Annotated in this window: 24 protein-coding genes; 13 read left to right on the plus strand and 11 right to left on the minus strand. The window is 65.4% G+C overall.

Going from position 1 to position 26233, the window contains the following annotated elements; translation table 11 throughout:
• The first annotated feature begins 7 nt into the window (after window positions 1-7).
• Window positions 8-505, plus strand: coding sequence for a TspO/MBR family protein (locus tag ASB57_RS27025; RefSeq protein WP_057654969.1), 498 nt, complete (start codon window positions 8-10; stop codon window positions 503-505).
• Window positions 506-541: 36 nt separating this feature from the next.
• Here the strand turns inward: ASB57_RS27025 and ASB57_RS27030 are convergent, their stop codons facing one another.
• From ASB57_RS27030 to ASB57_RS27050, 5 genes are all read right to left on the minus strand, one after another.
• A complete protein-coding gene (locus ASB57_RS27030; RefSeq protein WP_082622086.1) occupies window positions 542-1711 on the minus strand; it encodes a hypothetical protein in 1170 nt (389 codons plus the stop codon).
• A gap of 79 nt (window positions 1712-1790) precedes the next feature.
• Complete coding sequence (locus tag ASB57_RS27035) at window positions 1791-2759, minus strand: tripartite tricarboxylate transporter substrate binding protein (protein ID WP_057654970.1); 969 nt, start codon at window positions 2757-2759, stop codon at window positions 1791-1793.
• Between the two features lie 30 nt (window positions 2760-2789).
• Window positions 2790-3725 carry an SMP-30/gluconolactonase/LRE family protein gene (locus ASB57_RS27040; protein WP_057654971.1) on the minus strand — a complete coding sequence of 312 codons (936 nt, stop codon included), beginning with the start codon at window positions 3723-3725 and terminating at the stop codon, window positions 2790-2792.
• Window positions 3718-4518, minus strand: coding sequence for an SDR family NAD(P)-dependent oxidoreductase (locus ASB57_RS27045; protein ID WP_057656476.1), 801 nt, complete (start codon window positions 4516-4518; stop codon window positions 3718-3720). Before ASB57_RS27045 ends, ASB57_RS27040 begins: the two co-directional genes overlap by 8 nt.
• Before the next feature lie 31 nt (window positions 4519-4549).
• On the minus strand, window positions 4550-5521 hold the full coding sequence (locus ASB57_RS27050) for a tripartite tricarboxylate transporter substrate binding protein (RefSeq protein WP_057654972.1): 972 nt from the start codon (window positions 5519-5521) through the stop codon (window positions 4550-4552).
• A gap of 167 nt (window positions 5522-5688) precedes the next feature.
• Here ASB57_RS27050 and ASB57_RS27055 point away from each other — a divergent pair, with 167 nt between their 5' ends.
• Window positions 5689-6588, plus strand: a complete 900-nt coding sequence (locus ASB57_RS27055; protein WP_057654973.1) for a LysR substrate-binding domain-containing protein — start codon at window positions 5689-5691, stop codon at window positions 6586-6588.
• Between the two features lie 16 nt (window positions 6589-6604).
• Here ASB57_RS27055 and ASB57_RS27060 read toward each other — a convergent pair whose 3' ends face one another.
• The 4 genes from ASB57_RS27060 to ASB57_RS27075 all read right to left on the minus strand — a co-directional run bounded on the left by ASB57_RS27060 (window position 6605) and on the right by ASB57_RS27075 (window position 11113).
• Entirely contained in the window at window positions 6605-7408 is an 804-nt protein-coding gene (locus tag ASB57_RS27060; RefSeq protein ID WP_057654974.1) for an SDR family NAD(P)-dependent oxidoreductase, read from the minus strand.
• A 100-nt stretch (window positions 7409-7508) separates the two neighbouring features.
• On the minus strand, window positions 7509-8504 hold the full coding sequence (locus tag ASB57_RS27065; protein ID WP_231755269.1) for a tripartite tricarboxylate transporter substrate binding protein: 996 nt from the start codon (window positions 8502-8504) through the stop codon (window positions 7509-7511).
• A gap of 57 nt (window positions 8505-8561) precedes the next feature.
• Window positions 8562-9608, minus strand: coding sequence for a tripartite tricarboxylate transporter substrate binding protein (locus ASB57_RS27070; RefSeq protein ID WP_057654975.1), 1047 nt, complete (start codon window positions 9606-9608; stop codon window positions 8562-8564).
• Between the two features lie 65 nt (window positions 9609-9673).
• Window positions 9674-11113 carry a CoA transferase gene (locus tag ASB57_RS27075; protein WP_057654976.1) on the minus strand — a complete coding sequence of 480 codons (1440 nt, stop codon included), beginning with the start codon at window positions 11111-11113 and terminating at the stop codon, window positions 9674-9676.
• Between the two features lie 120 nt (window positions 11114-11233).
• On the opposite strand from ASB57_RS27075, the gene ASB57_RS27080 reads away from it, so the two are divergent.
• Window positions 11234-12160 (plus strand): LysR family transcriptional regulator, encoded by a 927-nt coding sequence (locus tag ASB57_RS27080; RefSeq protein ID WP_057654977.1) that lies wholly within the window; start codon window positions 11234-11236, stop codon window positions 12158-12160.
• A gap of 10 nt (window positions 12161-12170) precedes the next feature.
• Here the strand turns inward: ASB57_RS27080 and ASB57_RS27085 are convergent, their stop codons facing one another.
• Complete coding sequence (locus ASB57_RS27085; RefSeq protein WP_057654978.1) at window positions 12171-12473, minus strand: hypothetical protein; 303 nt, start codon at window positions 12471-12473, stop codon at window positions 12171-12173.
• 158 nt (window positions 12474-12631) lie between these two features.
• Between ASB57_RS27085 and ASB57_RS27090 the strand changes: the two genes are divergently transcribed.
• The 10 genes from ASB57_RS27090 (at window position 12632) to ASB57_RS27135 (ending at window position 24408) form a co-directional block, all read left to right on the plus strand.
• A complete protein-coding gene (locus tag ASB57_RS27090) occupies window positions 12632-13555 on the plus strand; it encodes an AraC family transcriptional regulator (protein ID WP_057654979.1) in 924 nt (307 codons plus the stop codon).
• Between the two features lie 162 nt (window positions 13556-13717).
• Window positions 13718-14701, plus strand: coding sequence for a glutamate ABC transporter substrate-binding protein (locus tag ASB57_RS27095; protein WP_057654980.1), 984 nt, complete (start codon window positions 13718-13720; stop codon window positions 14699-14701).
• 13 nt (window positions 14702-14714) lie between these two features.
• Entirely contained in the window at window positions 14715-15359 is a 645-nt protein-coding gene (locus ASB57_RS27100) for an amino acid ABC transporter permease (protein ID WP_057654981.1), read from the plus strand.
• On the plus strand, window positions 15356-16189 hold the full coding sequence (locus ASB57_RS27105) for an amino acid ABC transporter permease (protein WP_082621863.1): 834 nt from the start codon (window positions 15356-15358) through the stop codon (window positions 16187-16189). The genes ASB57_RS27100 and ASB57_RS27105 overlap by 4 nt, the downstream gene beginning before the upstream one ends.
• Window positions 16190-16260: 71 nt before the next feature.
• Window positions 16261-16989, plus strand: a complete 729-nt coding sequence (locus ASB57_RS27110) for an amino acid ABC transporter ATP-binding protein (RefSeq protein ID WP_231755499.1) — start codon at window positions 16261-16263, stop codon at window positions 16987-16989.
• Between the two features lie 32 nt (window positions 16990-17021).
• The gene (locus ASB57_RS31680; protein WP_057654983.1) at window positions 17022-17711 is read left to right on the plus strand and encodes a carboxymuconolactone decarboxylase family protein; all 690 of its coding nucleotides are present in this window, start codon (window positions 17022-17024) and stop codon (window positions 17709-17711) included.
• Between the two features lie 180 nt (window positions 17712-17891).
• Window positions 17892-18419 (plus strand): sigma-70 family RNA polymerase sigma factor, encoded by a 528-nt coding sequence (locus ASB57_RS27120; protein ID WP_369822764.1) that lies wholly within the window; start codon window positions 17892-17894, stop codon window positions 18417-18419.
• An 8-nt stretch (window positions 18420-18427) separates the two neighbouring features.
• Window positions 18428-19417: a FecR domain-containing protein gene (locus tag ASB57_RS27125; RefSeq protein WP_057654984.1), complete on the plus strand. Its 990-nt coding sequence runs from the start codon at window positions 18428-18430 to the stop codon at window positions 19415-19417.
• A 253-nt stretch (window positions 19418-19670) separates the two neighbouring features.
• The gene (locus ASB57_RS27130; protein WP_057654985.1) at window positions 19671-22154 is read left to right on the plus strand and encodes a TonB-dependent receptor; all 2484 of its coding nucleotides are present in this window, start codon (window positions 19671-19673) and stop codon (window positions 22152-22154) included.
• A 127-nt stretch (window positions 22155-22281) separates the two neighbouring features.
• Window positions 22282-24408, plus strand: coding sequence for an alkaline phosphatase (locus ASB57_RS27135; protein ID WP_057654986.1), 2127 nt, complete (start codon window positions 22282-22284; stop codon window positions 24406-24408).
• Window positions 24409-24431: 23 nt separating this feature from the next.
• Here the strand turns inward: ASB57_RS27135 and araD are convergent, their stop codons facing one another.
• Window positions 24432-26228, minus strand: coding sequence for an L-arabinonate dehydratase (gene araD / locus ASB57_RS27140; protein WP_057654987.1), 1797 nt, complete (start codon window positions 26226-26228; stop codon window positions 24432-24434).
• Between the last annotated feature and the right edge of the window lie 5 nt (window positions 26229-26233).

Genomic DNA, 26233 nt, shown 5'->3' on the forward strand with positions numbered 1-26233 from the left:
GTACTCGATGGCATCCTTTTCAACCCGGCGCCAGGTCATCGGCCTGGTCGGCTGGCTGGCACCAGGTTTCATCACCGCCGCGCTGGGCGCGATTGCGTCGGTGCAGGCCGCGGCGTTCTACGCTCAACTGGTCCAGCCCACCTGGGCCCCCCCGGCGGGTGTCTTCGGTCCCGCATGGACCACGCTCTATATCTTGATGAGCCTGGCGGCATGGTGGGTGTGGCGCGCGGGAGGCTGGCGTCTGCATGGCGGTGTGCTGCGCCTGTACGTGATCCAGCTGGCCGTGAATGCTCTGTGGAGCTGGCTGTTCTTCGCCTGGCACCTTGGCGCATGGGCCTTCGTGAACATCTGCGTGCTGTGGCTGCTTATCGTGGCCACGCTGATAGGCTTCTGGCGCGTGCGCGCGCTGGCGGGCCTGCTGCTCGTGCCTTACCTGGCGTGGGTAAGCTTCGCTACTGCCTTGTGCTATCGCGTGTGGCGCGACAATCCCGGCTTGCTCGGTTGAGGGAAAGCCCGGCGCGCGGCGCCGGGCCTCGCTTGCTTAGCGCGTCGGCGTGAACTTCTGTACCCGCTTGCCGGTATCGACGTCGCCGGTATACAGATTGCCTTGCGAGTCGATCGCCAGGTCATGCACCCAATGGAAATCGCCGGCATAGCGGCCAGAGTGCCCCGTCGTGGCGAGCACCTGTCCCGTGTCGCGCGACAGCGTCAGCAGCTGGTTGTTGCGGCCGTCGGCGACGTACAGATACTCCTGCGCCGGATCGCGCGACAGCACCAGGTCCCAGACCGAACCCGGTCCCGCCGTATTGGGCGCGACCGAGAACTCCTTCACGTATGCGCCGTCTTTCTGGAAGACCTGGATGCGGTTGTTGAGACGATCGCAGACATAGACCATGCCGTCACGAGCGACGCGCACGCAATGCGGATTGGAGAACTGCAACAGCTGTTCCGGCGTCGGGGGGTCTCTGCGCACGGAGCTGGCGGGCCCGATGTCGGCCGGCTGCTTACCGTACCCGCCCCACATCCGCTTGTAGGCACCAGTGTCGCTGTCGAAGACGATGACGCGGCGGTTGTAGTAGCCGTCGGCAACGTACAACTCGCGGGCGTCGGTGTCCACCTCGACACCGGCGGGCCGGCCCAGCCGAGTGGTGTCCCGATTGCCCGTCTGCGGTCCCGGCTTGCCGATCTGCAGGACGAACTTTCCGTCGCGCGTGAACTTCAGGATCTGTCCATCCTTGTCGCCGTTGCCGGAGATCCAGACGTAGCCCTGCTTGTCCACGTAGATGCTGTGCTCGTTCTGCGGCCAGTCATAGCCTTGGCCAGGACCGCCCCAGGCGCGCAGCGGTTTGCCGGCCGCATCGAACTCGATGACGGGAGGCGCGGGTTTGCAGCAGCTGGAAAGCGGCGGATTGAGCGCGGCGCCGCGCTCGTCTTCGGTCAGGCTGCCGGGCCGTTGCAGCACCCAGACGTGATCATCGGTACTGGTCGCCACGCCGGCGACCTGGCCGAGGATTTCCTGATCGGGCAAGGCTTGCGGCCATGCGGCATCGACCTTGAACCGGGTGGCCGACGTGTCGGGCCCGGAGTGCGTGGCGCATGCGCCGAGCAAGGCCACCACCGAAACCGCTGTCGCGGCCAGGGTGGTGCGTACGGTCTTACGAAGAAAATGGTCTTGCACGAGCTGGCACGCGGCATCCGCTTTGCGCTTCATGATGTGTCCGTCCTCCGTTTTTTCTGGAGCAGGCGCGTCATCGTGTTCATGCATGATCTTCTGTGCGCCGTCCCCAAGGCTATTCCGCCTTGATAGATCCCTCCTTGACAACCTTAGCCCACTTTTCGGTATCGCGTTGGATCAGCTCCTTGAAGCCTTGCGGTGTGGATCCCGTGGGTTCGACGCCTTGGGTTGCGAGGTTGTCGACCAGGGACTGAGCCTTCAATGCGTGCTGCACCGCGGTGTTCAGCTTGTTGGTCAGGTCAGGCGTCAGACCCTTGGGGCCGAACACCCCATACCAGTTGCTGGCTTCGACGTTGGGGATGCCCTGTTCGCCCAGCGTGGGAACGTTGGGCAAGGCCTTCAGGCGCTGTGGCGCCGCGACGCCCAATGCGACCAGCTGCTTGTCTTTGATGAAAGGCATCAGGCCCGATACGTCGCCGAAGAAGGCTTCGACGTGGCCGCCTATGGTGTCGGCGATGGCGGGCGCCGCGCCCTTGTACGCGACGTGCAGAAAGCCCACCTTGGTCTGCTGCTTGAACAACTCGATGGCCATGTGGGGCATGCTGCCTATGCCGGACGACGCCAGGGTGGCCGGCTTGGCCCGCTGGCGCGATGCCGTGACGAAATCGGCGGCCGAGCGCGCCGTATTGCCTGGGGCGACGACCAGGACCTCGGGCGTGTGCACCACCAGCGAGACAGGCGTGAGGTCCTCCAGCGGCTTGTAGGGCAGGCTGGGGTAGAGGGCGGGGTTGATCGCGATGGCCCCTGCCGAACTGAGGAACAACACGCTGCCGTCCGCGGGGCTACGCATCACGTAGGTGATGGCGATGGCGCCGTTGGCCCCGGGCTTGTTCTCGACGATGACCGATTCCTTCAGTTCGTCGGCCAGCTCCTTGGCCAGGATGCGGGCCAGCGTGTCGGCCGGACCGCCCGGCGGAAATGCGACCACCAGCTTCACGGGTTGCGCGGCATGGGCGGTCCCGCCCAGGGATAGCGCGGCCAGCAACGCGCTTGTGAAGATGACGCTGCGGATATTTGTTCTCATATTTATGTCTCCTCTGGGACGGCGCGCCGGTCAACCGCCGGCGACTCCCTGGGTGTTCACATACAGCGAGTAGATGGACGTGCAGGAGGCCATGAACAGCCGGTTGCGATGGCGCCCGCCGAAGCAGAGGTTGGCGCAACGCTCCGGCAAGGCGATATGGCCGATCGCCTCACCTTCGGGCGTGAAGACCCGCACGCCGTCGAGTTCTTCGGTACCCATTCCCCAGCCGCACCACAGATTGCCGTCCACGTCGACACGGAATCCGTCCGGCGTGCCGGCGCCCGCGTCGATGAGGACTTCAGGTTGCGACAGGCGCAAGCCGTCATCACTGACGCGCAGCGCCACGATATTGCGTGGCCGTGCCCGCGATTCGACGACGTACAGCAGTTTCTCGTCCGGGGAGAACGCCAGGCCGTTCGGCCCGTTGATACCTTCAGCCACCACGGTCAGCGCGCCCGTCACCCCGTCTATGCGATAGACGTTGGCGGGCAGTTCCTGCGGCGCCGGCTCGCCCTGGTAGTAGCCGACGATGCCGAAGGGCGGATCGGTGAACCAGATCGAGCCATCCGATTTGACGACGACATCGTTCGGCGAGTTCAGGCGTTTGCCGTCGTAGCGGTCGGCCAGCACCGTGATGCCGCCATCATGTTCCGTGCGTGTGACGCGGCGTCCGCCATGTTCACAGCTGATGAGCCGCCCTTGCCGGTCGCGGGTGTTGCCGTTGGCGTGATTGGAGGGCGCGCGATATTCCTGCACGTTGCCGCTGATCTCGTCCCAGCGCAGGATGCGGTTATTGGGGATGTCGCTCCACAGCAGGTAGCGCCCATCGCCGAACCAGACCGGGCCTTCGGTCCAGCGGCATCCGGTCGCCAGGCGCTCCACGGCGGTAGACAGCAGATGGTATTTTTCGAAGCGGTGATCCAGCGAGCGGATGGCGGGATCGGGGTAGCGTTTGGCTTCAATCACAGCGCACGCTCATGCCGCCATCCACGACGATTTCGGTGCCGGTGATGAAGCGGGCCTCGTCCGACGCCAGGAAGAGCGCGGCGTTCGCGGTGTCGGTGCCGTCGCCCATGAAGCCCAGCGGGATGCGCGCCTGGCGTTGCTGCAGCAGGGTCTCGATATCGCCACCGGCGCGCTGCTTGGCCAGTCGCGCCTCCACCATGGGCGTGTGCATTTGTCCGGGGACCACGGTATTGACCCGGATGCAGTGCTTGGCGTACTCGACGGCCACGACACGCGAAAACTGGATGACGCCGGCTTTCGAAGAGGCGTAGCCGACCTGCGCCGCGCCGGTCCAGCGGGTGCCGGACGTCGAAGCCGTGTTGACGATGGCGCCGCCGCCTTGCCCCTGCATGACGGGAATGACGTGCTTGCAGGCCAGGAAGACGCTCTTCAGATTGAAGTCCAGTTGTGCGTCCCAGTCTTCCTCGGACAGGTCCACGGGGCCGCCCTTGCGCGACCCGCCCACGTTGTTGACGAGGATGTCGATGCGGCCGAACTGGTCCAGGCAGGCTTGCACCATGGCGCGCACGTCGGCGTCGCGGGTGGCGTCGGCCGTCCAGGTGCGTAGTTCTCCTGCGGCGCCCTGGGCCAGGGCCAGCGTCTCCGTCATGGAGTCGGCATTGATGTCGACGGCCAGCACCTTGGCGCCTTCTTGCGCGAAGCGCACCGCCACCGCCCGGCCATTGCCCCATCCCGGGCCGACGCAACCCGCGCCGGTAACGATCGCGACTTTACCTTCCAGTCTTCCTTTCATGTCTTCCATGCTCCTTGAGCGCTGTTCGGTTTCATTCCGGCTTGATGCCCAGATCCTTGACGATGCCCGCCCATTTGGTGATGCCGGTGGCGATGGCTTGATTGAAGGCGGCCGCGGTGCCGCCAGCCGGTTCGGCGCCGTCGGCCTGCAGCTTGGCGTGAGCCTCGGGTGTCAGCAGCGCGCGGTTGACGGACGCATTGATCTTTTCGACGATGTCCGCGGGCAGGTTCTTCGGACCGATCAGGCCGTACCACAGTGTCGCGTCATAGCCGGGCAGGCCGTTCTCGGCGATGGTGGGAACCTTGGGCAGGGCGGCGATGCGATCGGCGGTCGTCACGGCCAGGGCCTTCATCTTGCCGGCCGCCACATGCGGCAGGGCGCTCGCCGTGGCGGCGAAATAGAGCTGCACCTGGCCGGCCATCAGGTCGGTCTGAGCGTTGCCGCCGCCCTTGTAGGGAATGTGCGTCATGCGTATGCCGGCCTGGCGGGCGAATAGCTCGGTGGCCAGGTGAATCACGCTGCCTTCCCCTGACGACGCGTAGTTGATGGCGCCGGGATGCGCCTTGGCGTAGGCGACCAGTTCCGTCAGCGAATTGGGTGGGAAATCCGGATTGGCGACGACCAGCAGCGGCCCCCGCGATACCTGCACGATGGGGGTGATGTCCGCCACGGGATCGAAGGTCATGCGGTACAGGCTGGGATTGACCGTATAGCTTGATGAAATCAGGGTCAGGGTATAGCCATCCGGCTTGGTATTGCGCCCCGCTTCCACCCCGATCATGCCGCCCGCGCCGGGACGGTTTTCCACGATGACGGGCTGGCCCATGTCTTCGCTCAGCGCGCGGGCCAGATAGCGGGCCAGCAGGTCGGCGCCGCCACCGGGCACGAAGGTCACGATCAGGCGGATCGGTCGGTCTGGATATGCCGCCGCGGCCGGGCCGCCCATCAGAATGGCTAAAGGCGTGGCGATGGCGAGCAGCCATCGCAGCGTGCGCTGGATCATGGGAGTCTCCTCGATGCTTATTGTTTTGTAAGGGGATTCTGCTTAAGCTCGGAGATATCCGTCCAATCGCATTTTTGGATGTGAGTAATTCTTTATTGGAATGAGTGGGCGCCGGGCTTCGGTCGCGCTTCCAATCCGCGTCGCAACCGATTCCCGACACCTGCCCCATGGATCCCAAGTTCCTGCGCATGTTTCTGACCCTCGCCGAGGAATTGCACTACGGCCGCGCCGCGGAGCGCCTGTTCATTTCGCAGCCGCCACTGACCAAGGCGATCCAGCAGATGGAGCAGAAGCTGGGAGTCACGCTGTTCGACAGGAACAAACGCAGCGTGCGCCTGACCGTTGCCGGCAATGTGCTGGTCGAGGAGGCGCGCCGCCTGTTGACGCAGACGGAGCTGTCCATCCGCGCCGTGCAGCGCGCCGAGCGAGGCAACGCCGGCCGGATACGCATAGGCTTCGTGGCCGCGGTGCTGTTCATGGACATCCGCGAGGTGATTCTCGGCCTGGAGCGGAAGATGCCGGGTCTGGAGACGGTCTGGGAAGAGATGGGATCCTCCGAGCAGATCCAGGCATTGGCGCATGACCGTATCGACATCGGCTTCGCCCAGATTTCGAGCGGGATGAGCGAAATGATGTCCATTCCCGTAGGGCGGGTGGATCTGGTGATCGCGTTGGAGACGGGGCACCCGCTGGCGCGTCGTCGTAAAGTCAGTTTGTCCGATCTGAGCGAAGACGCGTTCATCGCGATTCCGCGGCAGAGCGGGCCCAGTTTCCATGACCTGACCATCGCCGCCTGCATGCGCGCGGGTTTCAGTCCGCGCATCGTCCACTATGCCAAGCATCTGGTGTCGGTGGTCAGCCTGGTGGCGATGGGGCGCGGCGTCGCCCTGGTGCCGCGATCCTTCGCGCGCGCCGGCGTCCCGGGGGTAGTTTTCAAGCAGATCGACGGCATGACGGTGGAGGCGGAATACTCCGCGGTGTGGAGTCCGGCGAATACCTTGCCCCTGCTGCCACGCGTGCTGGCCTTGCTGGAGACCGAGCGGCCGCCCGGACTGGCCACGGCGTAGGACGCGCCCCATGTTGTCAGCCCCGCTTGACCAATAGCCCGCCGTCGACCGGCAGCAATACACCGGTGATGTATCGGGCTTCGTCCGACGCCAGGAACAATGCGGCGTTCGCCACGTCCCACGCGCTGCCCATATGCCCCATGGGTACCAGCGCGTCGCGTTCCGCCCGCACCTGTTCCTGCGGCACGCCCCGTTCGCGCGCACGACGCTCGATGGCCATGGGAGTGTCGATCAAGCCCGGCAGCAGGGCATTGGCGCGGATGCCGTGCGCCGCGTTCTCCATGGCCAGATGCTGCGTCAGCGCATTCACCGCGCCCTTGCTGGTCTTGTAGGTCAGCGTGGGCCGCGCGGCCAGGGACGATGTGGAGGACACGTTGATGATGCAGCCCGATTTTTGCGCGATCATCACGGGCAGCACGTGCTTGCAGGTCATGAACATGCCTTTGAGGTTCATGTCCATGATGGCGTCCCAAGCCGAGACCTCCAACTCCGTGGTGCGACGGTCTCCCGTGGAGCGGCCGACGTTGTTGTGCAGAATGTCCACGCGGCCGTAGCGCTCGACGCAGGTCCGCGCGATGGCACGGCACTGATCTTCCTTGGTGATGTCCGCCTGCAGGGTCGATGCCTGGGCGCCCAGGCCGGCGACGGCCCGCAGCGTATCGTCGGCCCACTCGGCATTGATGTCGACGATAAGCAGCGTGGCGCCCTCGGCGGCGAAGCGCTCCGCCACGGCGCGTCCGTTACCTATCGTTCCGCCCGGTTGCTGGCCGCCGCCGACGATGATTGCGATCTTGCCTGCCAACCTTCCTTGGTCGTTCATGCTGGGTCCTTTATTTATGGTTTGGTCTTCGGTTCGGTGTTCACCGATCGCCGTGCCCTGGATACTCGCGCTGCCTGCCATGCCCGCACGGCTCGCGGCGTCATCCCATGGACACGTGACCTTCTTCGATCACCTTGCGCCACCGCGCGATTTCCTCATGCACATACTTGGCGAGATCCGCCGGCGAGTTGGGGACATTGGTGATGCCTTCGCTGCCCATGCGCTGCTTGAACAGGTCGGATTGCGTGGCATCGATGGCCGCGCGGTTCAGCGCGGCAACAATGGCGGGCGGCGTGCCGGCGGCGGCGAACAGGGCGTACCAAACGTCGGCGGCATAACCGGGGCAGGTTTCCGCGATGGTCGGGATGCCGGGCCAGTAGGGCGAACGTTCGGTGCTGGTGATGGCGACCGCGCGTAGCTTGCCCGCTTTGACCAACGGTGTGACGGCGCCGGCAGTGCCGAAGAACATATCGATCTGGCCCCCGATCAGGTCTGTCATCGCCGGGCTGGCGCCTTTGTACGGGACGTGCGTGAGGGAAACGCCGGCCATCTCCTTGAACAGCTCGGCGGCCAGATGCACCGCGGTGCCGTTGCCCGAGGAGCCGAAGGTCAGCTTGCCCGGGTGGGCTTTGGCATAGTCGGCGATGTCCTTCACGGTCTTGAAAGGACTGTCCGGACGCACGACCACCACGTTCGGGGCACGTCCCACGATGGCAATGGGCGCGAACGCCTTTCCCGTGGCGTAGGGGAGCTTGGGTACCAGCGTGTCGTTGATGGCGTGCGCTGACGTGTTCAGCAGGATGGTGTAGCCGTCAGGCGCGCTGCGCGCGACATAGTCGCTGCCGACCACCGTGCCCGCCCCGGGCCGGTTCTCGACGATCACACTGGCCTTCAATTGCGCGCCGATGCGTTCGGCCAGCACGCGGGCCAGGGTATCCGTGCCGCCACCCGGCGGGAAGGGCACGATCAGGTGGATGGGTTTGTCGGGGTAAGTCTGCGCCGCGTGCGCGACGGTCGGCAGCCAGGACAGGGCGGCCGCAAGGGCCGCACCCAGGCCGATGCCGGCCAGCAGCTTCGTCATGAGTGGCTTGCACATCGTTATCTCCGGTGTGTTTTTATCGTGCGGATCATGTGGCCCGTATCAGCCGCGCGCTTATTCCGATTTCAAGCCCAGCCGCTTGATGGTGCCCGACCAGCGTTCGTACTCCTGGCCTATGTAGGCGCTGCAGCGCTTCTGGTCCATGTTCATCGGTTCGGCCCCCTGGAAGTCCAGGCTCTCCTTGACCTTGGCGTCCTTCATGGCGGCCTGGACGGCGTCGTCCAGCTTGGCCAGGATGGCTGGCGGCGTGCCTTTCGGCGCCGCCAGGATCTGCCAGGTGCCCGCGTCGAAACCGCGCAGCCCTGCCACGCTTTCGCTCAGCGACGGCACGTTGGGCAAGGCCTGCGACCGGTGGCCGGATGACACGGCCAGGGCCTTGACCCGGCCGTCCTTGATGAAAGGCAAGGCGCTGTTGAACGAACCCGAATACATGAAGTTGACGTTGCCGCTGGCAAGGTCCGTCAGCGCGGGCCCGTTGCCCTTGTAAGGCACATGCTGGAATTTCAGGTTCAGGCGGCCGGCGATGTCCATGGACACCAGGTGGTCGATGGAGCCATTGCCCGAGGACCCCTGGAAGTACTTGGCGGGATCCGCCTTCACGGCCTTGTAGAAATCCTCGGCGTTGGCGGCGGTCTCGGTCTTGGGGACCAGCAGGATCAGGGGCACGGACACGGAACATCCCGCCACGTCGAAAGCCTTGGTGGGATCCAGGTCGGCCCGGTTGAACAGCGCCGGCGCGGTGGTCACCGACGAGGTGCCGTACATCAAGGTGTAGCCGTCGGGCTTGGCGCGGATCAGCTCCTGCGTGCCGATATTGCCGCCCGCGCCGGGACGGTTCTCGATGATGATGGGCACATTGAGAATCTCGGACACGCGCTTGAACAGGACGCGGCCGATGGCGTCGGTGGGTCCGCCGGGCGCGAAGCCGATGATCAGGGTGATGGGCTTGTTGGGGTAGGCCTCGGCGGCATGGGCTGTCGTCGGCAAGGCAAGGGCCAGGCCTGTGCAGGCCATAACCGAGGCCAACATCGAGGCCGACATCGAGGCCAGCATCGGGGCCAATGCGAGGTTCGCGCGTTTGAACGTGATGGGGGGCAGCATGGCTTGTCTCCTTTTATAAGAATCTTGGTAAGCGTTGCTTCGTCTATGGCTTCGTCAATCGTGGATCATGTCGGCAGGTCGTCCAGCCACGTCGCCGGATGCGCACCATTGGGCGCCGGCGGAATGGCCCAGTGGGCCCGGGTGTGAGAAAACTGCGCCACCGGCGGCAACTGCCGCAATACGCCGTAGGCCGACGAACGGGTTTCCAGCAGCGGCGTCAGGCCTTCGGAAAAATGACGCCGGTCCTCGCGCGGCGTGAAGCCCGGTGTCAGGCCCAGGCTCTGCACCCACATGGATGTCCGCGTCAGCGACACCTTGACGTGATAGCTTCCGCCCTCGGTGGCGCGGCGCAGCAAGGCCAGCATGACGCCGGCCGCGCCCAGGTAACCGGTCAGGTAGTCGTTCAGCAGATAGGTCGGCACCACGCGCGGCTTGCCGCCCGCCACACCTTCGCTGATGGCGATGCCGGCGACGGTCTGTCCCAGTTGCTCGAAGCCGCCGCGTTCGGCCCAGGGGCCCGTGTCGCCGAAAGCGCTGACGCTGACGTAGATCACGCCAGGCCGCACGGCCGCCGCTTCTTCCGCGCCCAGGCCGCGCCGGCTCAGGCTGGCCGGCCGCCACGACTGCACCACCACGTCGGCGGCGCTGACCAGTTCGCGCGCGCGTTGCTGGTCGGCGTCCTGCGTCAGGTCCAGGAAGGCCGACTGCTTGCCGATGTTGGTGTCTATGGTCTGGCGGAAAGGATCCTGATTCATCGGCGGCGTGATGCGCAGCACTTCCGCGCCGTGTTCGGCCAGCGACCGCGCGACGACGGGCCCCGCGATCACATGCCCCAGGTCGAGCACGCGCAGGCCGGACAAGGGCCGCGCGCCGGGACGGGGCGGCTCGGGGTCGCTGTCGGCGATCTTGGTGATCTCGATGACCGGCAGTTGCGCCAGCAGCTTGCCTTGCGGATGGCGCAGCCATTCTTCAGTGCTGCGGGCATAGATGCCGGGCAGGCGCTTCTCGGCGAAGGCGGTTTCCAGGTCGTCGCCTTTCCAGCGACCGATGGCGCGCCCCAGCGCGGCGGGTGTGTTGGCGCAGTCCAGCAGCTCAAGCACGCCGTCACGCAGATGCGGATAGGACCCGATGGGGAAAAACCAGCGCTGGTCGGCCGTGCGGTAGAAATCAGCCTTCAGTTCGGTCAGCAATGACAGCGCCGGCAGGTTGTAGCCGTTCTGCGTCTGGAAGTGGCCGGGATTGAGCGAGGATGCGGCCTGCATCCAGTCGATGGCGACGGTCTGGTGCTGGCCGGTGGCCAGGTGCCACCACTTTTCCACGGTCAGGGCGTAAGCGCCGATGGCGGCGCCCGCCGACAGGGTCAGGGCATGCGGGCTGTCGAAGGCCGGCGCGGAACCGTGGAAGCGCAGCCGCGCTGCGGGATCGGCCTCCCAGGGTTGCTGCGCGCCGAGCAGATCCGCGATGGCCAGGCAGGCGCGGTCGGACAGGGTAGGGGAGGCGGACATACAGAGGCTCCAGTTTCGGCGCATGCGGAAGCGCGCGCGCTTGAATGGGGGCAGTCTATAAAGCGGAAAAATCTGCGTCCAACATATAATTCATTGGTCTGTGAGACATAACGTATCTTTATGATCAATAGCCGCCTGCTCCGCCAGTTCATCGCCGTGGCCGAAGAGTTGCACTACGGCCGCGCCGCCGCCCGCGTCGGCATCGCGCAATCGCCACTCAGCCAGGCCATCCAGAAGCTGGAAGCGCACATCGGCACGCCCTTGTTCCTGCGCAACAAGCGCTCGGTCGCGCTGACGCCGGCCGGCACGGTGTTCCTGGAGGAGGCGTATCAATGGCTGCGCTACGAAGAGGTGGCGATCCAGCGTACGTTGGGCGCCAGCGGCGGCGAAACCGGCCAGTTGGCCATCGGTTTCATCGGCAGTGTGGGCTACGGCTTCATGCCCGAGTTGATCAATCGCTTCCGGCAGCAGTACCCGCAGGTGCGCTTGCGCGTCGTCGAGATGACGACCAAGGACCAGTTGGAGCAGATCCAGGGGCGCGCCCTGGATGTGGGCATGCTGCGCACGCCGCTGCCGAGCGTCGCGGCGCAGATCCAGACCCGCTTCTACCAGCGCGACGAGCTGGTGGTCGCGCTGTCAAGAAACCATCCGCTGGCGGGGCGCAAGCGTATCGATCTACGGCAACTGGCGGGCGAGTCTTTCGTGGCCTTCTCAAGAGAGAAGGTGCCGGCGGCGCACGCGCAACTGATCTCCGTTTGCGGCGCGGCGGGCTTTTACCCGAACATCGAGCAGGAGTGCTCCCAGGTGGCCAGCGTGATCTGCCTGATCGCCGCCGGTCTGTCGGTGGCGCTGGTATCCGGCAACCTGACGTCGCTGATCCATCCCAAGGTCTGCTACGTGCCGATTTCGAATCACACGCCTTATCTGGACCAGGAGGTGTCGATCGCCTGGCGTGGCGGCGACACCAATCCCGCGCTGCACTCGTTCCTGGAGGTGGCGCGCGGGATGGAGGCGGCTTCCGGGAAGACGCGGCGACGCCAGGCGTAAGGCCGCGAAGCTACTCGTACTGGTTCCTGTAGCTGGCGGGCGGCTGGGTCCTGGATAGTTCGAAGATCTCCGCCTCGGATGAACCCGGGTTCGGGCTGGCGGGGTCGTTCCAGCCGTGTATGAGCGTGATGGTGCCTTCGGTCTCGGTCTTCAGTTCATATTGCCAATAGGCCGTTTTCCAGGTGCTGGCGACCTCGGCCATGCCCAGGTCCTCGGCGACCTCGACCACGGCGGTGTCCTTCTTGTCCAGGCAGGCCTGGTCGATGGCGGCAACCAGCTGGTCGTAGGCGGATTCTTGCGTTGCGCTTGGCATGTGCTGTCCTTGACGGATGGTTCAGGGCCGGGCCCGCTGGATGGCGGGCCGGTCTGGCCTGATAGATTTTGCCAAACTTTAAACGATGCCTTGCCCATGAGTGCCGTGATACGCTCGGTCCCGCACCCTAGCCCGTTGCGATCAGGAATCATTACCTTATGTCCGCTCCCGCCCCCAGTCCTTCCCCCGCGCCGCCGCCGCAGACCGATGCGCTGGGTTGTTCCGCCAGCAAGCTGGCGGTCAGCCGGGAACTGAGCACGGACGATTTGACGTTCTATCGCAAGAGCACCAGCGATGCCCGTTTCGGCAGCGTGGGCACCGCGGCGTCGGATCGCGGCTTCCTGGTGGGTGTGGCGATGCACGGCGGCCATCGCCGGCGTATCTTCGAGGGGCGCCATGCCGCGACGTACGACTTCGACGCCGGTTCGATCTACATACGGGACTTTGCCGAGGACTATCGCGCGGACTTGAAGGGCGCCTTCGACTTCCTGATGATCGAACTGCCGCCCGGTTTCATCGAGCGCCTGAGCGATGAACGGGGCGGACGCAAGATTCGCCATCTGTTGCCGCAACAAGGGCCGGGCGACGCTGTCCTGGCGCATCTGGCGCAAGCCGCCGCCGTGGTGCTGGAGCAGCCGGGACCCGCCAGTCCCTTGCTGGTGGATCATCTGGGCCTGGCGATAGGCAGCCATCTGCTGGAGCAATACGGTGCGGGCGGCACGGACCGCCGGCCTGAAGCGCGTGCGGGCGGCAAGTTGTCGCCGACGCTGGAGGCGCGCGCCAAGGAGATGCTCCTGTCCGGCATGGACGAAGAGATCTCCATCGCCGCCATCGCGGACGCCTGCAAGTTGTCGCGGGGCTACTTCATCAAGGCCTTCCGCCTGACGGTGGGGGTTACGCCGCATCGCTGGCTGACCGAGCAACGCGTGCACAAGGTGCGTCATCTGCTGCGCTTCTCCCACATGTCGATGGCCGAGATCGCCTTGCTATGCGGATTCGCCGACCAGCCGCACATGACGCGGGCGTTCTCCAAGGTCACCGGCGTCACGCCTGGCGCGTGGCGCCGTGATGGCGAAGGCTAGACGCAAGACGTACATCGCCTAGGGATTTCCCTGAAAATCGCGGTCGTTCGCGAGCATCTCTGCATAGAGAACCTATTAGAGATGCTTAAGTTTTCATGCGGAGATTTAAATTGTTGCGGGGTGCCGATTGGTCCATAGTCGTCTGTAAACAGGAGACGAGACATGGGCCAGACCCACTACAAAACACAGGCCGCCGCTGCCCCCAAGCCTTATCGAAAGTTCACGCGGACGACCTTGCTGGCGGTATGCGCGGTGTGCGCCGGCGCGACGCTGATACCCATCTCCAATGCCATGGCAGCCGCGCCGCTGATGGGCTCGAACGAGTGGCGCAAGGCTTTGCTGGACAAGGCGCCTGTCGCGGACCCCAAGGATATTCCGAAGAATTCCCCGCTGTGGGAGGCCCATAAGGAAGGCAAGCTGACCTATGGCGGCAGCAAGACCCAGAAATTGTTTTCGGTGAAGAACCCGATCACGGGTGAGCTGGAAGGCTTCGATGCCACCATGGCCCTGCTGCTGGCCAAGTACCTGACGGGCAAGCCCGAGGTCGATGAAAGAATCGTCACGTCGGAAACGCGTGAAGCGTTGATCAACAACAAGACCGTGCAGGCGGTGTTCTACACCTACTCCATCACCCCGGAGCGCCAGAAGAAGGTGGATTTCGCCGGTCCATACCTGATCAGCGGCCAGTCGATCGCCGTGCGCGCCGACAACACGGACATCCACAAGCTGGAGGACCTGGCCAGGCGCAAGGTCTGCGTCACCAAGGGTGGCACGGCCTATCTGACGATGACCAAGCGCGTGCCAAGCGCGGAGCTGATTACTCTGGAGTCGAGCAGTGAATGCGAGGCTACCTTGCGCCAGGGCCGCGTCGACGCCGAGGTCCAGGACCGGCCGGTGCTGCTGGGCCAATCGCAGGCCGGCGGCTTGAGGGTGGTGGGCGAACCGTTCACCTACGAGCCCTACGGCATTGGCCTGGCCTTGAACTCGCCGGAGTCGGTCGAGTTCGTCAACAACTGGCTCAAGCTGTTGATCAAGGACGGGATCTGGCAGGAAGCGTTCAAGCATACGCTGGGCCAGGTCGAGGGCGCGACGTCGACCCTGCCCACACCCGGCAAGGACCTGATGCCCAAGCTGAATCTCGATTGAGCGGCAGCCTGTGATGCATCTTTCGAATTGGCCCTACTGGGGCATGTTCGCGTCGGGACTGCTGCTGACGCTGAAGGTTTCGATCCTGGCTTACGCCGGCGCGCTGGTCCTGGGCACCTTGGGCGTGATCCTGCGCACCAGCCGCATCGCGCCCCTGCGCTGGGCCGGTACGGTCTATGTCGAGGTCATCCGCAATGTCCCTTCGCTGGCGCTGGTGTTCATCGTGGTCTTCGGCTTGCCGCAGATCGGCTTGACCTTGCCGTTGGTGACGTCAGTGGTGGTGGTGCTGGCGATCTACGAGGGCGCTTTCGCGTGCGAGGTGCTGCGCGCCGGCATCAACTGCGTCGACGTCGGCTCGGCGGAAGCCGCGCGGGCGCTGGGCCTGACCAACCGCGAGACCCTGTTCCACATCGTGCTGCCGCAGGCGGTGCGCAGCGTTGTGCAACCGCTTACCAACGTCTTCATCAAGACGGTGATCAACAGTTCGATGATCGCCATCGTCGGCCTGGCGGACCTGACCGGCGTGGCGCAACGGGTCAATATCCGCGAGGCCGAGCCCATGCTCTTCTTCGGCGTCGGCCTGGCCTACGTGACCATCGCGCTGCTGGGCGGCCTGCTGGGCGGCGTTATCGACAGCAAAGTGAGGTTCACCCGATGACGGCGACTCCCCTCGATCGCATGTTCGATGCGCCTGGACCGCGCGGACGGCGCCATATCCGGCTGGCTTCGCTGGTGGCCGTGCCCTTGCTGGCGGGCCTGGTCTGGCTGATCCTGCATCGCTTCGCGCAGGCGGGCGGCCTGGACTGGCAGAAATGGCAGATCTTCGAGTCTGCCGGCGTGTTGAAGCTGTTGGCGTCGGCCTTGTCCGCCACCGTCCGCGCCGCCGTGTCGGCCGGCGTGCTCGCATTGTTGTGGGGTACCGCGCTGGCCCTGCTGCGGCTGTCGCGGCGGCGCTGGGTACGCGGGGCCGCGGCCGCTTATGTGGAGGTGACGCGGTCGCTGCCGACCTTGCTGGTGCTCTATTTCACCATCCTGATCCTGCCGTACTACGGCATCCGCTTGCCGGTCTACTGGCAACTGGTGCTGGCCTTGACCATCACCAATGGCGCCATGATCGCGGAGGTGCTGCGCGCCAGCCTGCTGAGTATCCCCAAGGGGCAGATGGAAGCCTCCCTGTCGCTGGGACTGACGCGGCCGCGCGCCTGCTGGTACATCGTCCTGCCGCAAGCCTTCCGGGCGGCCATGCCGGCGCTGGTGTCGCAGATCATCTATCTGCTGAAAGGCACCGTGCTGGGTTACGTCATCAGCTACGAGGAGCTGCTGTATAGCGCCAAGATGATAGGCGAGTACACCAACTTCATCCTGCAGAGCGTGCTGGTGGTGACGGCGATCTACCTGGTACTGAATCTGGCCATGTCGTCAGTGTCTAGCTGGCTGGAACAGCGGCTTGCCCGGCGCGGCGCCACGTTGTCGAAAGAGGAAACCTGATGGATACCGCCATGTACAAGCAACCAGCCACGGCGCGCACGAACAGCTTGCCGGGGGCCGGTGCGCCGGGCCTGGTGCGCATGCAGCGCGTCAACAAGCACTTCGGCAGCCATCACGTGCTGCGCGACATCGAACTCGAGATCGGCCGCGGTGAAGTGATCGTGGTGGTGGGGCCATCGGGTTCGGGCAAGTCCACCCTGTGCCGCACCATGAACGGCCTGGAGCGCATCGATGGCGGGGCTATCGAGATCGACGGCCAACCGTTACCGGAAGAAGGCCGGGCCCTGGCCAGGCTGCGGTCGGAGGTCGGCATGGTGTTTCAGCAGTTCAATCTGTTTCCCAACAAGACCGTGTTGGAAAACGTCAGCTTCGCGCCGGTCAAGGTGCGTGGCCTGCCGGCGGCTACCGTGCGGGCCAGGGCCATGGATTTGCTGAACCGCTTCGGCGTCGCGGACCAGGCCAACAAATTTCCCTCGCAACTTTCCGGTGGGCAGCAGCAGCGCGTCGCCATCGCGCGGGCGCTGATCATGGAGCCGAAGCTGATGCTGTTCGACGAGGCGACCAGCGCCCTCGATCCGGAGATGGTACGCGGCGTGCTGGAGATCATGCAGCAGCTCGCGGCCGATGGCATGACCATGGTGGTCGTGACGCACGAGATGGGCTTCGCGCGGGCTTCGGCTGACCGCGTGGTCTTCATGGACTGTGGACAGATCATCGAGACCGCGCCGCCCGAGGCTTTTTTCAGTAACCCGCAGAGTCCGCGTGCCCGCAAGTTCCTGGCCGACATACTGCGCGATTGAATGTTTACCCGTTTGCTCACAGGAGAATCGATATGTCCGTAGTGCATTATCACGAGTCGACCGACCGCGCGTACGCGAAGAAGCTGCGCGAGGCGGCGCCCGAGGAGTTCAAGGCCTATCGGAATTTTTCCGATACGGCGGTGGGACGCCAGGACGGCGTCATTCCACCCAAGTACCGTGAACTGATCGCGGTGGCGGTCGGCCTGGTCACGCAATGCGTGTATTGCCTGGAGACGCATACCGCCAAGGCGCGCCAGTTGGGCGTGACGGAAGCCGAGCTGGCGGAAACCGTCTACGTGACGGCCGCGCTGCGTGCCGGCGCGGCCGCCGCTCACGGCATGATGGCGATGAAACTGTACGAGCACGCGGGCAAGGAAAACGCCGGCGCGCCCACTTACCATGAGTCGACCGACCGTGCCTATGCGAAGAAGCTGCGCGAGGCCGCGCCCACTGAGTTCGCCGCCTATCGCAATTTCGCCGATACGGCCGCCGGCCGCGAGGATGGGGCGATCCCGACGAAATGGCGCGAGGTGCTGGCGGTCGCGGTGGCGCTGACCACGCAGTGCGTGTATTGCCTGGAGACCCACACCGCCAAGGCGAAGAAGCTGGGCGTGACGGAAGCCGAACTGGCGGAAACCGTCTACATCACGGCTGCCCTGCGCGCCGGCGGCGGCGCGGCGCACGGCATGATGGCGATGAAGCTGTACGAGAGCGCTGCGTGAGGGAGACGTCGGGGGGCAGGCTGTCTTCCCGCCAGGTGGCCGGGAGGACAGGTCATGCCCTGCGTGACGGATTTGTGTCGCAGAACAACACCGCAAGGCCTGGTCAGCCCGCAAAATTTGATGTTCCCATGGAAATAATAATAAGATCGTTTCTCATTTGTAAATTCGACCAGTCGCACCATGATGCCGCCTTCAGCCGCGGGGAACGCGCTTTGCCCTGACACTGCTCAAAGTTTCACCACGCTCTATCGCAGCCATCACGCCTGGCTGACGGGGTGGTTGCGCAGCCGCGTGGGCTGCCAGAACGATGCGGCCGATCTGGCGCAGGACACGTTCATCCGCGTGTTGCAGTCCAGCGTCGCGGCCAGCCTGCGCGAGCCGCGCACCTATCTGGCCACGGTCGCCCGGGGACTCGTCATCGATCTGTGGCGGCGGCGGGCGCTGGAGCAGGCTTATCTGCAAGTGCTGGCGACTCTGCCTGAAGAACATCAGCCGTCCCTGGAGGCGCAGGCCCTGGTCAAGGAGCGCCTGATCAAGCTGGACAGGATGCTCGATGGCTTGGGCGGCAAGGTGAAGCAGGCTTTCCTGATGGCCATGTTCGACGGGGCCGGCCATGCCGCCATCGCGCAGAGCCTGGGGATTTCGGTGCGCACCGTGGGCGACTGTATGGCCAAGGCGATGGCGCGTTGCTGCCTGCTGCTGGACTGAGTCGCCCCATGGATGCACAACGATCGCTTTCCCCGCGGCAGCGCGAGGCCGCCGAGGAGGCGGGCCGCTGGTTCGCGCGCCTGATGGGGGCCGATGCGCAGGACCCGGTGCGTGACGCCTGGCGCCTGTGGTTCGCTCGCTGTCCCGAGAATCAATGGGCATGGAGCAGGGTGGAGGCGGTGCAGCGCTGCTTCACGGACGTGCCGGCGGAGATCGGGGCGCCCACGTTCCAGCGCATGAACGCGCAGCGGCGCCGGGTGTTGCGCCTGGCGCTGATGGGGGCGTCGGCGGTGCCCTTGGGCATGCTGCTGTCCGAAGTGCCGGCGGAATGGCGGGCGTGGAACGCCGCGTACAAGACTGCCGTCGGGCAGATCGCGCCGGTGCCTTTGGGGAGTGGCGTGCTGGCGGTTCTGGATACGGATAGCGCGGCGGATGTGGTGACGTCCGGTGGCGAGGATCGCATCGTTCTGCGCAATGGGCGGATTTACGTCAGGAACGAAGCGGCTGATGCTTCCGCGGCTTCCGCGCGGCGGCCTTTGGTGGTGCAGACCGAGCATGGGGCGGTGTACGCCACGGGGGCGGAGTTCACGGTGGGCATCCATGGGGATCACAGCATGGTGCGCGTGAATCGCGCTGCCGTGCGGGTGGCGCCGTGTACGGCCGGCGCGGCGGAGGAGGTCGTGCAGGCGGGGTATTGCGCGGACTTCTCCACGCGGGCGGTCGGGCCTGTGCAGAACCGGCCGTCGAAAGTGTTCGCCGCGTGGCATACGGGGTCGATGATGGCGGTGAACCTGCCGCTGGCCGAATTCGTGAAGAAGCTGCGGGCTTATCGGCCGGGGTTGTTGTTCCTGGACGATGCGCTGGCGGCTTTGCAGGTATCCGGAACGTTTCCCTTGTCCCGGACCGACCTGGCTCTGGACGCTTTGGAGAACAGCTACCCCGTCCGCATCCGCCGCCTGACGCGATACATGACCTGGATCGAAGCACGCGAAGCGTGAGATCAAGGGCTGGGCCCTTGGACCCGTTGCCGTGGGGGGGGTAAAGGGCTCCGCCCTTGACCCATGCCGCGGGGCGTACGGGGCGGCAGCCCCGTGATTTCTTGCGGGGAGCGTTGAGGGGCGGAGCCCCTCAACATCAACACGTGAAGGTCTCCGCCAGCACGCCAATCCAACCGTTACAAATTAATCTGCCGATTTCCCGCGCCTCGTTCGGCCTACCTCCGAAAGCCACAACATCTGTTTCGGACCAGCCATGTCTCAGCGCGCAGTTTCTCTTCACCGTCCCTTCACCCCCAAACGCCTGGCCTTGATCACAGCCGCCGCCTGGTCGCTGCAATGCGCCTGCGCACAGGCCCAGACGCCCACTACGGCAACCACCGCGACCGCTGTCCAGCAATACAGCATCCCCGCCGGTTCCCTGGTCGAAGTCGTCAACCAATTCGCCAGCCAGGCCGGCATCGCGCTGACCTTCGACGCCGACGCGCTGCAAGGCGCCACCTCCGCGGGTGTGCAGGGCAGCTACACGGTGGACGGCGGACTGCGCCAGGCCCTGGGCGGCAGCCGCTGGCAGGCACGTCGCATGGCCAACGGTGCCTACATGCTGGAAGCCGCCCCCGTCGCCAGCCAGGGCGCGGCCGCGGGCGAAGCGGTCACGATGGCCGCCGTCAACGTGGTTGGCACCGCCAACCGCGCCACCACCGAGAACTCCGGCACCTACGGCGGTTCCGCCACCACGGTGTTCAAAGGCCAGCAAACCGTCCGCGAAACCCCGCAGCCCGTGACCATCGTCTCGCGCCAGCTGCTGGACGACCGCATGCTGCCCGACATGCACGACGTGCTGCAGAACGTGCCTGGCGTCACCGTCGACTACACCGACAGTGAGCGCGTCAGTTACTTCTCGCGCGGCTATCAGATCGACTCCCTGCAGGTCGACGGCATCAATATGTACCAAAGCGGTTCGGCCTTCGTGCAGCCGGATACCGCCGTGCTCGACCGCATCGAAATCCTGCGCGGCTCGGCGGGCATCCTGCGCGGATCGGGCAACCCCTCGGCCACCATCAACCTGGTGCGCAAGCTTCCCACTCGCGACTTCCAGGCCAGCGTGTCGGGCTCGCTGGGTTCGTGGGACCGCCGCCGCGCCACCGCGGACATCTCCGGCTCGTTCAACGACAGCCAGACCCTGCGCGGCCGCATCGTCGCGGTAACCGACGACAAGGACTTCTTCCAGGAAGCGCGCAACGAAAAGCGCCGCGTCCTCTACGCCGTGCTGCAGGCCGACATCACCGATCGCACCACCGTCACCGCATCCTTCGAACACACGGAACTGAAGGCCACCGGCGCCTGGGGCGGCCTGCCGCGCAACTTCGACGGCACGTCGCTGGGCCTCGGCCGCAGCACCTATCTGGGCAGCAACTGGAACCAGTGGAACCGCTGGAACGACCAGGCCATGCTCGCCGTCGAGCACCGCTTCGACAATGAATGGCAGCTCAAGGCCACGGCCATGAACACGCGCTTCCGCTACTTCGACGGAGGCTTCAAGCAGACCTATATCTCGCGCGCGAGCAAGACCGATCCCTACCTGTTCAACGTGACCACGTCGAACTATCCGGAAAGCGCCAGCGACCAGAACGCCTTCGCCCTGACGGCCAACGGTCCCTTCGAAGCCCTGGGCCGCAAGCATCACCTGACCGTCGGCGCGGAAAGCACCTATGTGCGCACCACGGCCTCGAGCGGCATGGCCAGCTACGGCACCGTGAAGAACGTCGACATCCGCAATTGGGATCCCTACACCACCTACCCCGAGCCCACCAGCTACGCCGGCGGCAGCTATTACGAGGCCACCAACAACGTGGTCAAGCAGCAGGCGCTGTACGCGCTCGGCCGCTTCTCGGTGACCGATCCGCTGACCCTGATGCTGGGCGCGCGCGCCACGTGGTACGACTATCAAGTCTTGCAGGGCACCGCCAAGTACCGGGTCAATCATGAGATCACGCCTTATGGTGGCGCGGTCTACGACCTGAACGACAACTTCAGCCTGTACGGCAGCTACAGCCAGATCTTCCAGCCGCAGCAGGCCTACGACAGCGGCGGCAATCTGCTGGACCCCATCCGTGGCGACGACTACGAAGCCGGCATCAAGGGCGAGTTCTTCGGCGGCGCCTTGAACACCGCGCTGTCCTTGTTCCAGATCACCAACAAGGGCAAGGCGATGGACGACGCCAGCAGCCCGAATCCTTGCCTGCCCAACTATCCCACGGGATATTGCAAGGTGGACGGCGGCAAGACGCGCAGCCGCGGCTGGGAGCTGGAAGCGACTGGCGAGTTGACGCCGAACTGGCAGATCATGGCCGGCTATACCAACACGCACACCAAGTACCTGAAGGATTCCACTGCGGCCAATGAGGGCTTGCCGATCCGCTCGCTGGATCCGCGCCATCTGGTGCGTGTCTTCACCACCTATCGTCTGCCGGGCGCACTGCACGGCCTGACCATCGGCGGCGGCGTGCAGGCGCAAAGCAGCATCTACGCCACGGGCGGCGGTGTCACGGCGAAGCAGGGCGGCTACGCCATCTACAACGCCATGGTCGCCTACGACATCAACAAGAACGTGCGCGTGCAGCTGAACATGAACAACATCTTCGACAAGGTTTACTACAAGAAGGTCGACGCCACGGGGATCAGCAACTACTACGGCGATCCGCGCAACTTCATGTTGACGGTGTCGGCGCGTATGTGATGCGCCGCGCCGGACTGTCACTCCACTGACACCTCCCTGTGTGTAAATGCGACTTTCCCGGTTTGTCGCCGGGATCGTCGTTTTCACATCCGCTTCATGATCGCGAAGCGCACAAAAAGGGATAGCCATGGATCGTCGTCGGTTCCTCAAGTGGAGTGGTTTCATCAGCGTCTCGGTTGCCAGCCCCGTACTGCTGACGGCCTGTGGCGGCGACCACGACGATGACGACTCGGATACCAGCAGCCCGCCGGACACCGGCACCACGCCCACCGGCACCGGGTTCTCGCTGGGCGTGGCGTCGGGCGATCCCAAGCCCGACAGCGTCATCCTGTGGACCCGCGTGGATGGCGGCTCGGACGCCGCGCTGTCGGTGCGCGTGCAAGTGGCCACCGACACGGATTTCAAGGCCCTGGTGGTGGACACCACGGTCAGCGCCGTGGCGCAGTGGGACTACACCGTCCGCCACAAGGTGACCGGCCTGACGGCCAACACCACGTACTACTACCGCTTCATCTCGGGCATGGCGACCAGCACCACGGGCCGGACCTGGACGGCGCCCGCCACCGATGCCGACCTGGCGAGCCTGAAGTTCGCGTTCATCACCTGTCAGGACTGGAACGCCAACCACTGGGGCGCCTTCGACGCGCTGGTCAACGCGGAAGATCCCGACATCAAGTTCATCGTCCACGTGGGCGATTACATCTACGAGCGCGCGTCGGCGACCCGCCTGGTGCCTTGCGAAGATGTCCATCCGCCCCTGGTCGACAAGCTGACGGGCGGCACGAAGGTGGGCGACGATGTGTACGCCACCACCATCGGCGACTACCGCGCCCTGTACAAGACCTATCGTTCCGATCCCCGCCTGCAAGCGCTGCACGCCCGCTATCCCTTCATCGCCATCTGGGATGACCACGAGTTCTCCGACGATTGCTGGGGCGACGACAGCACCTATAACGACGGCAGCGACACCAGCACCGGCGTGGCCGAGCCCGCGCGCCGCCGCGGCGCCAACCAGGCCTGGTACGAGTACATGCTGGCCGATGTGACCTTCACCGACGGCTTGACCGGCGATCAATATCTGGACCTGCAGATCTATCGCTCTTTCACCTTCGGCAAGCTGGCGACCCTGGTCATGACCGACGAGCGTCTCTATCGTGCCGACCACCTGATTTCGGAAAGCCTTACCAGCGGCAGCGAGATCGGCAGCCGCTACCTGGTGCCGCAGCCGCTGTTGCAGGCGGTCGAGGCCCAGAAGCTGGCGGGCGGGGCGCTCAATGCGTCGGTGTCCATCCTGGGCGATGCGCAGCGCCAGTGGTGGAAGGACCAGATGAGCGCCGCCAACGGCAAGACCACCTGGAAGCTGTGGGGTAACGAGGTTTCCCTGATGCGCATGCAGGTGGATCTGGTCAAGGCCCTGCAATTGGGCCCGCAACTGGCCGCCGGCATCGTGACCAGCGCACCCACCCTGGCGCCCGTGCAGACGCAGCTGGGTGACGCCATCACCGCCGACCTGACGGCCTTCGGCAAGAAATACCTGCTGGCGAAATCGCAAGGGACGACGCTTGCCATCGCGGCCAGCGACCTGACGCAGACCCAGGCCCTGATCACGTCGCTCGCCGATGCGACGACGGCCCTCGGCGTGGCGACCGGCCTGGCCACCACGCTGAATACCGGCTACGCGTCCTTCTTCCAGTACTTCGCCACCTATCTGTTCGATTGCGACCAGTGGGACGGCTACGATGCGGAACGCAAGGATTTGATGGCGTACCTGAAGACCAACAGCATCCAGAACGTCGTGGCGCTGACGGGCGACCTGCACGCCATCTTCGCCGGCCAGGTGATGGACGACTTCGACGCCGCCAGCCCCACGCCTGTCATGGTCGACCTGATGACCCCGGGCGTGTCCAGCACGTCCTTGCTGGGTTTCTATACCGCGGCGATCAAGAATGCCAACCATGCCTACGACGCTCTGGCGGGCCTGGTGCTGACGGACGTCACCAACTACACGGGCGATGCCTTGTCGGGCACGGTGAAGGGGGCCAACCCCTGGATCAAGTACGTCGACACGAATGCCCAGGGCTACGCTGTCGTCACCCTGACGCCGGCCAACCTGACCTGCCAGATCAAGAAGGTCCACACGCTGCTGTCCGACGGCGCCACCGCGCCTTCGGGCGCGAACGTGGTGGCCCAGGTGGTGACCGCCACGGTGACGGCGGGGACGCCGGACGTGACGATCGCCGTGGCGTCGGCGTAAGGCGGAAGACGTAAGGCAGCGCCTTAGAAGATCGGCGGTTCCGGGGTCGGCGCCGTCCCGGCCAGGGACCGGAAATCGCAGCCCTGGTCCGCCTGGGTGACTTCGCCCTGGTAAATGCGGACATAGCCGCGCTGATAGGGCCGCGGCGGCGGCACCCAGGCCTGCCGGCGCGCGGCGATCTCGGCGTCGGACACCAGCATGTCCAGGCGGCGCTCACCGATGTCCAGGCGCACCATGTCGCCCGTGCGCAGCAAGGCCAGTGGCCCGCCCACCGCGGATTCCGGCGCCACGTGCAGGATGCACGTGCCGTAGTGCGTCCCGCTCATGCGGCCGTCCGAGATGCGCACCATGTCGCGCACGCCCTGGCGCAGCAGCTTTTTCGGGATGGGCAGGTTGCCCCACTCCGGCATGCCGGGACCGCCCACCGGCCCCGCGTTGCGCAGCACCAGCACGGTGTTCTCGTCGGCGTCCAGATCGGGATCGTCCACCGCCGCGAGCATTTCCTCGTTGGAGTCGAAGACCAACGCGCGGCCCGTGTGGCGCAGCAGGTTAGGGTTGGCCGCCGAAGGCTTGATCACGGCGCCGTCGGGGCAGAGATTGCCGCGCAGCACCGCGAGGGCCATGCCGGCTTCCGGGCAGGCGGGTGTGGCCGCGATCAGGGGCTGGGCGCAGGTCCGTATGGTGGGCGCCGCCTGCGCCGCCGGCCCTTCGTCCGCGTCGGGCCAGGCGTCGATTTCCTCGCCCAGCGTGCGGCCGGTGATCGTGAGCGCGGCCAGATCCAGGTGCTCGCGCACCTGCTTCAGTACCGACGGCAGGCCGCCCGCGTAATAGAAGTCTTCCATCAGGCCTTTGCCCGAAGGATAAAGGTCGACGATCACGGGGATGTCCCGCGCCACGGCGTCCAGGTCGTCCAGGCCCAGCGCGATGCCCGCGCGATTGGCCATGGCCGGCAGGTGGACGGCGGCATTGGTCGATCCGCCCAAGGCCATGTAGGCGACGATCGCGTTGTGGAATGAGGCCCGTGTGATGAAACGCGACGGCTTCAGGTCTTCCCACACCATGTCCACGATGCGCTGTCCGCAGGCCCACGCCATGCGGGGATGCGCGCTGTCCACCGCGGGGATCGCCATGGCGCCGGGTAGCGACAGGCCCATGGCTTCCACGATGGCGGTCATGGTGCTGGCGGTGCCCATGGTGTTGCAGGTGCCGGGCGAACGCGCCATCTTGCCTTCCAGGCGTATCCACTCGGCATTGCTGATGTTGCCGATGGCGTATTCGGCCCAGAACTTCTTGGTATGCGTGCCCGCGCCCACGGCTTCGCCGCGATAGCGGTCGTCCAGCAAGGGACCGGCAGGCAGGTAGATACAGGGGATGTCCATGGACAGCGCGCCCATGACCAGGCCCGGCGTGGTCTTGTCGCAGCCGCCCATCAGCACCACGCCGTCCAGGGGCAGGCTGCGCAGCAATTCCTCGGCCTCCATGGCCAGGAAGTTGCGGTAGATCATGGTCGTGGGTTTGACCATGACCTCGCCCATGCTCATCGCCGGCAGCTCAAAGGGAAAGCCGCCGGCCTGCAGGATGCCGCGCTTGACCGACTCGGCCCGTTCGCGCAGGTGCGCATGGCAGGGCGACAGCTCGCTCCAGGTGTTGAGGATGCCGATGCAGGGGCGGCCCAGGAAGGCTTCCCGGGAGTAACCCTGTTGCTGCATGCGCTGGCGGTGGGCGAAGCCGCGGATCTCTTCGTTGGCGAACCAGCGCTGGCTGCGCAGTTGGTCCAGGGTGCGCCGGGGCGCGCCGGCGGCGGGGGGTGTCGGGCTCACGGGGT

This window comes from Bordetella sp. N, assembly GCF_001433395.1.
Lineage (GTDB): Bacteria > Pseudomonadota > Gammaproteobacteria > Burkholderiales > Burkholderiaceae_B > Bordetella_C.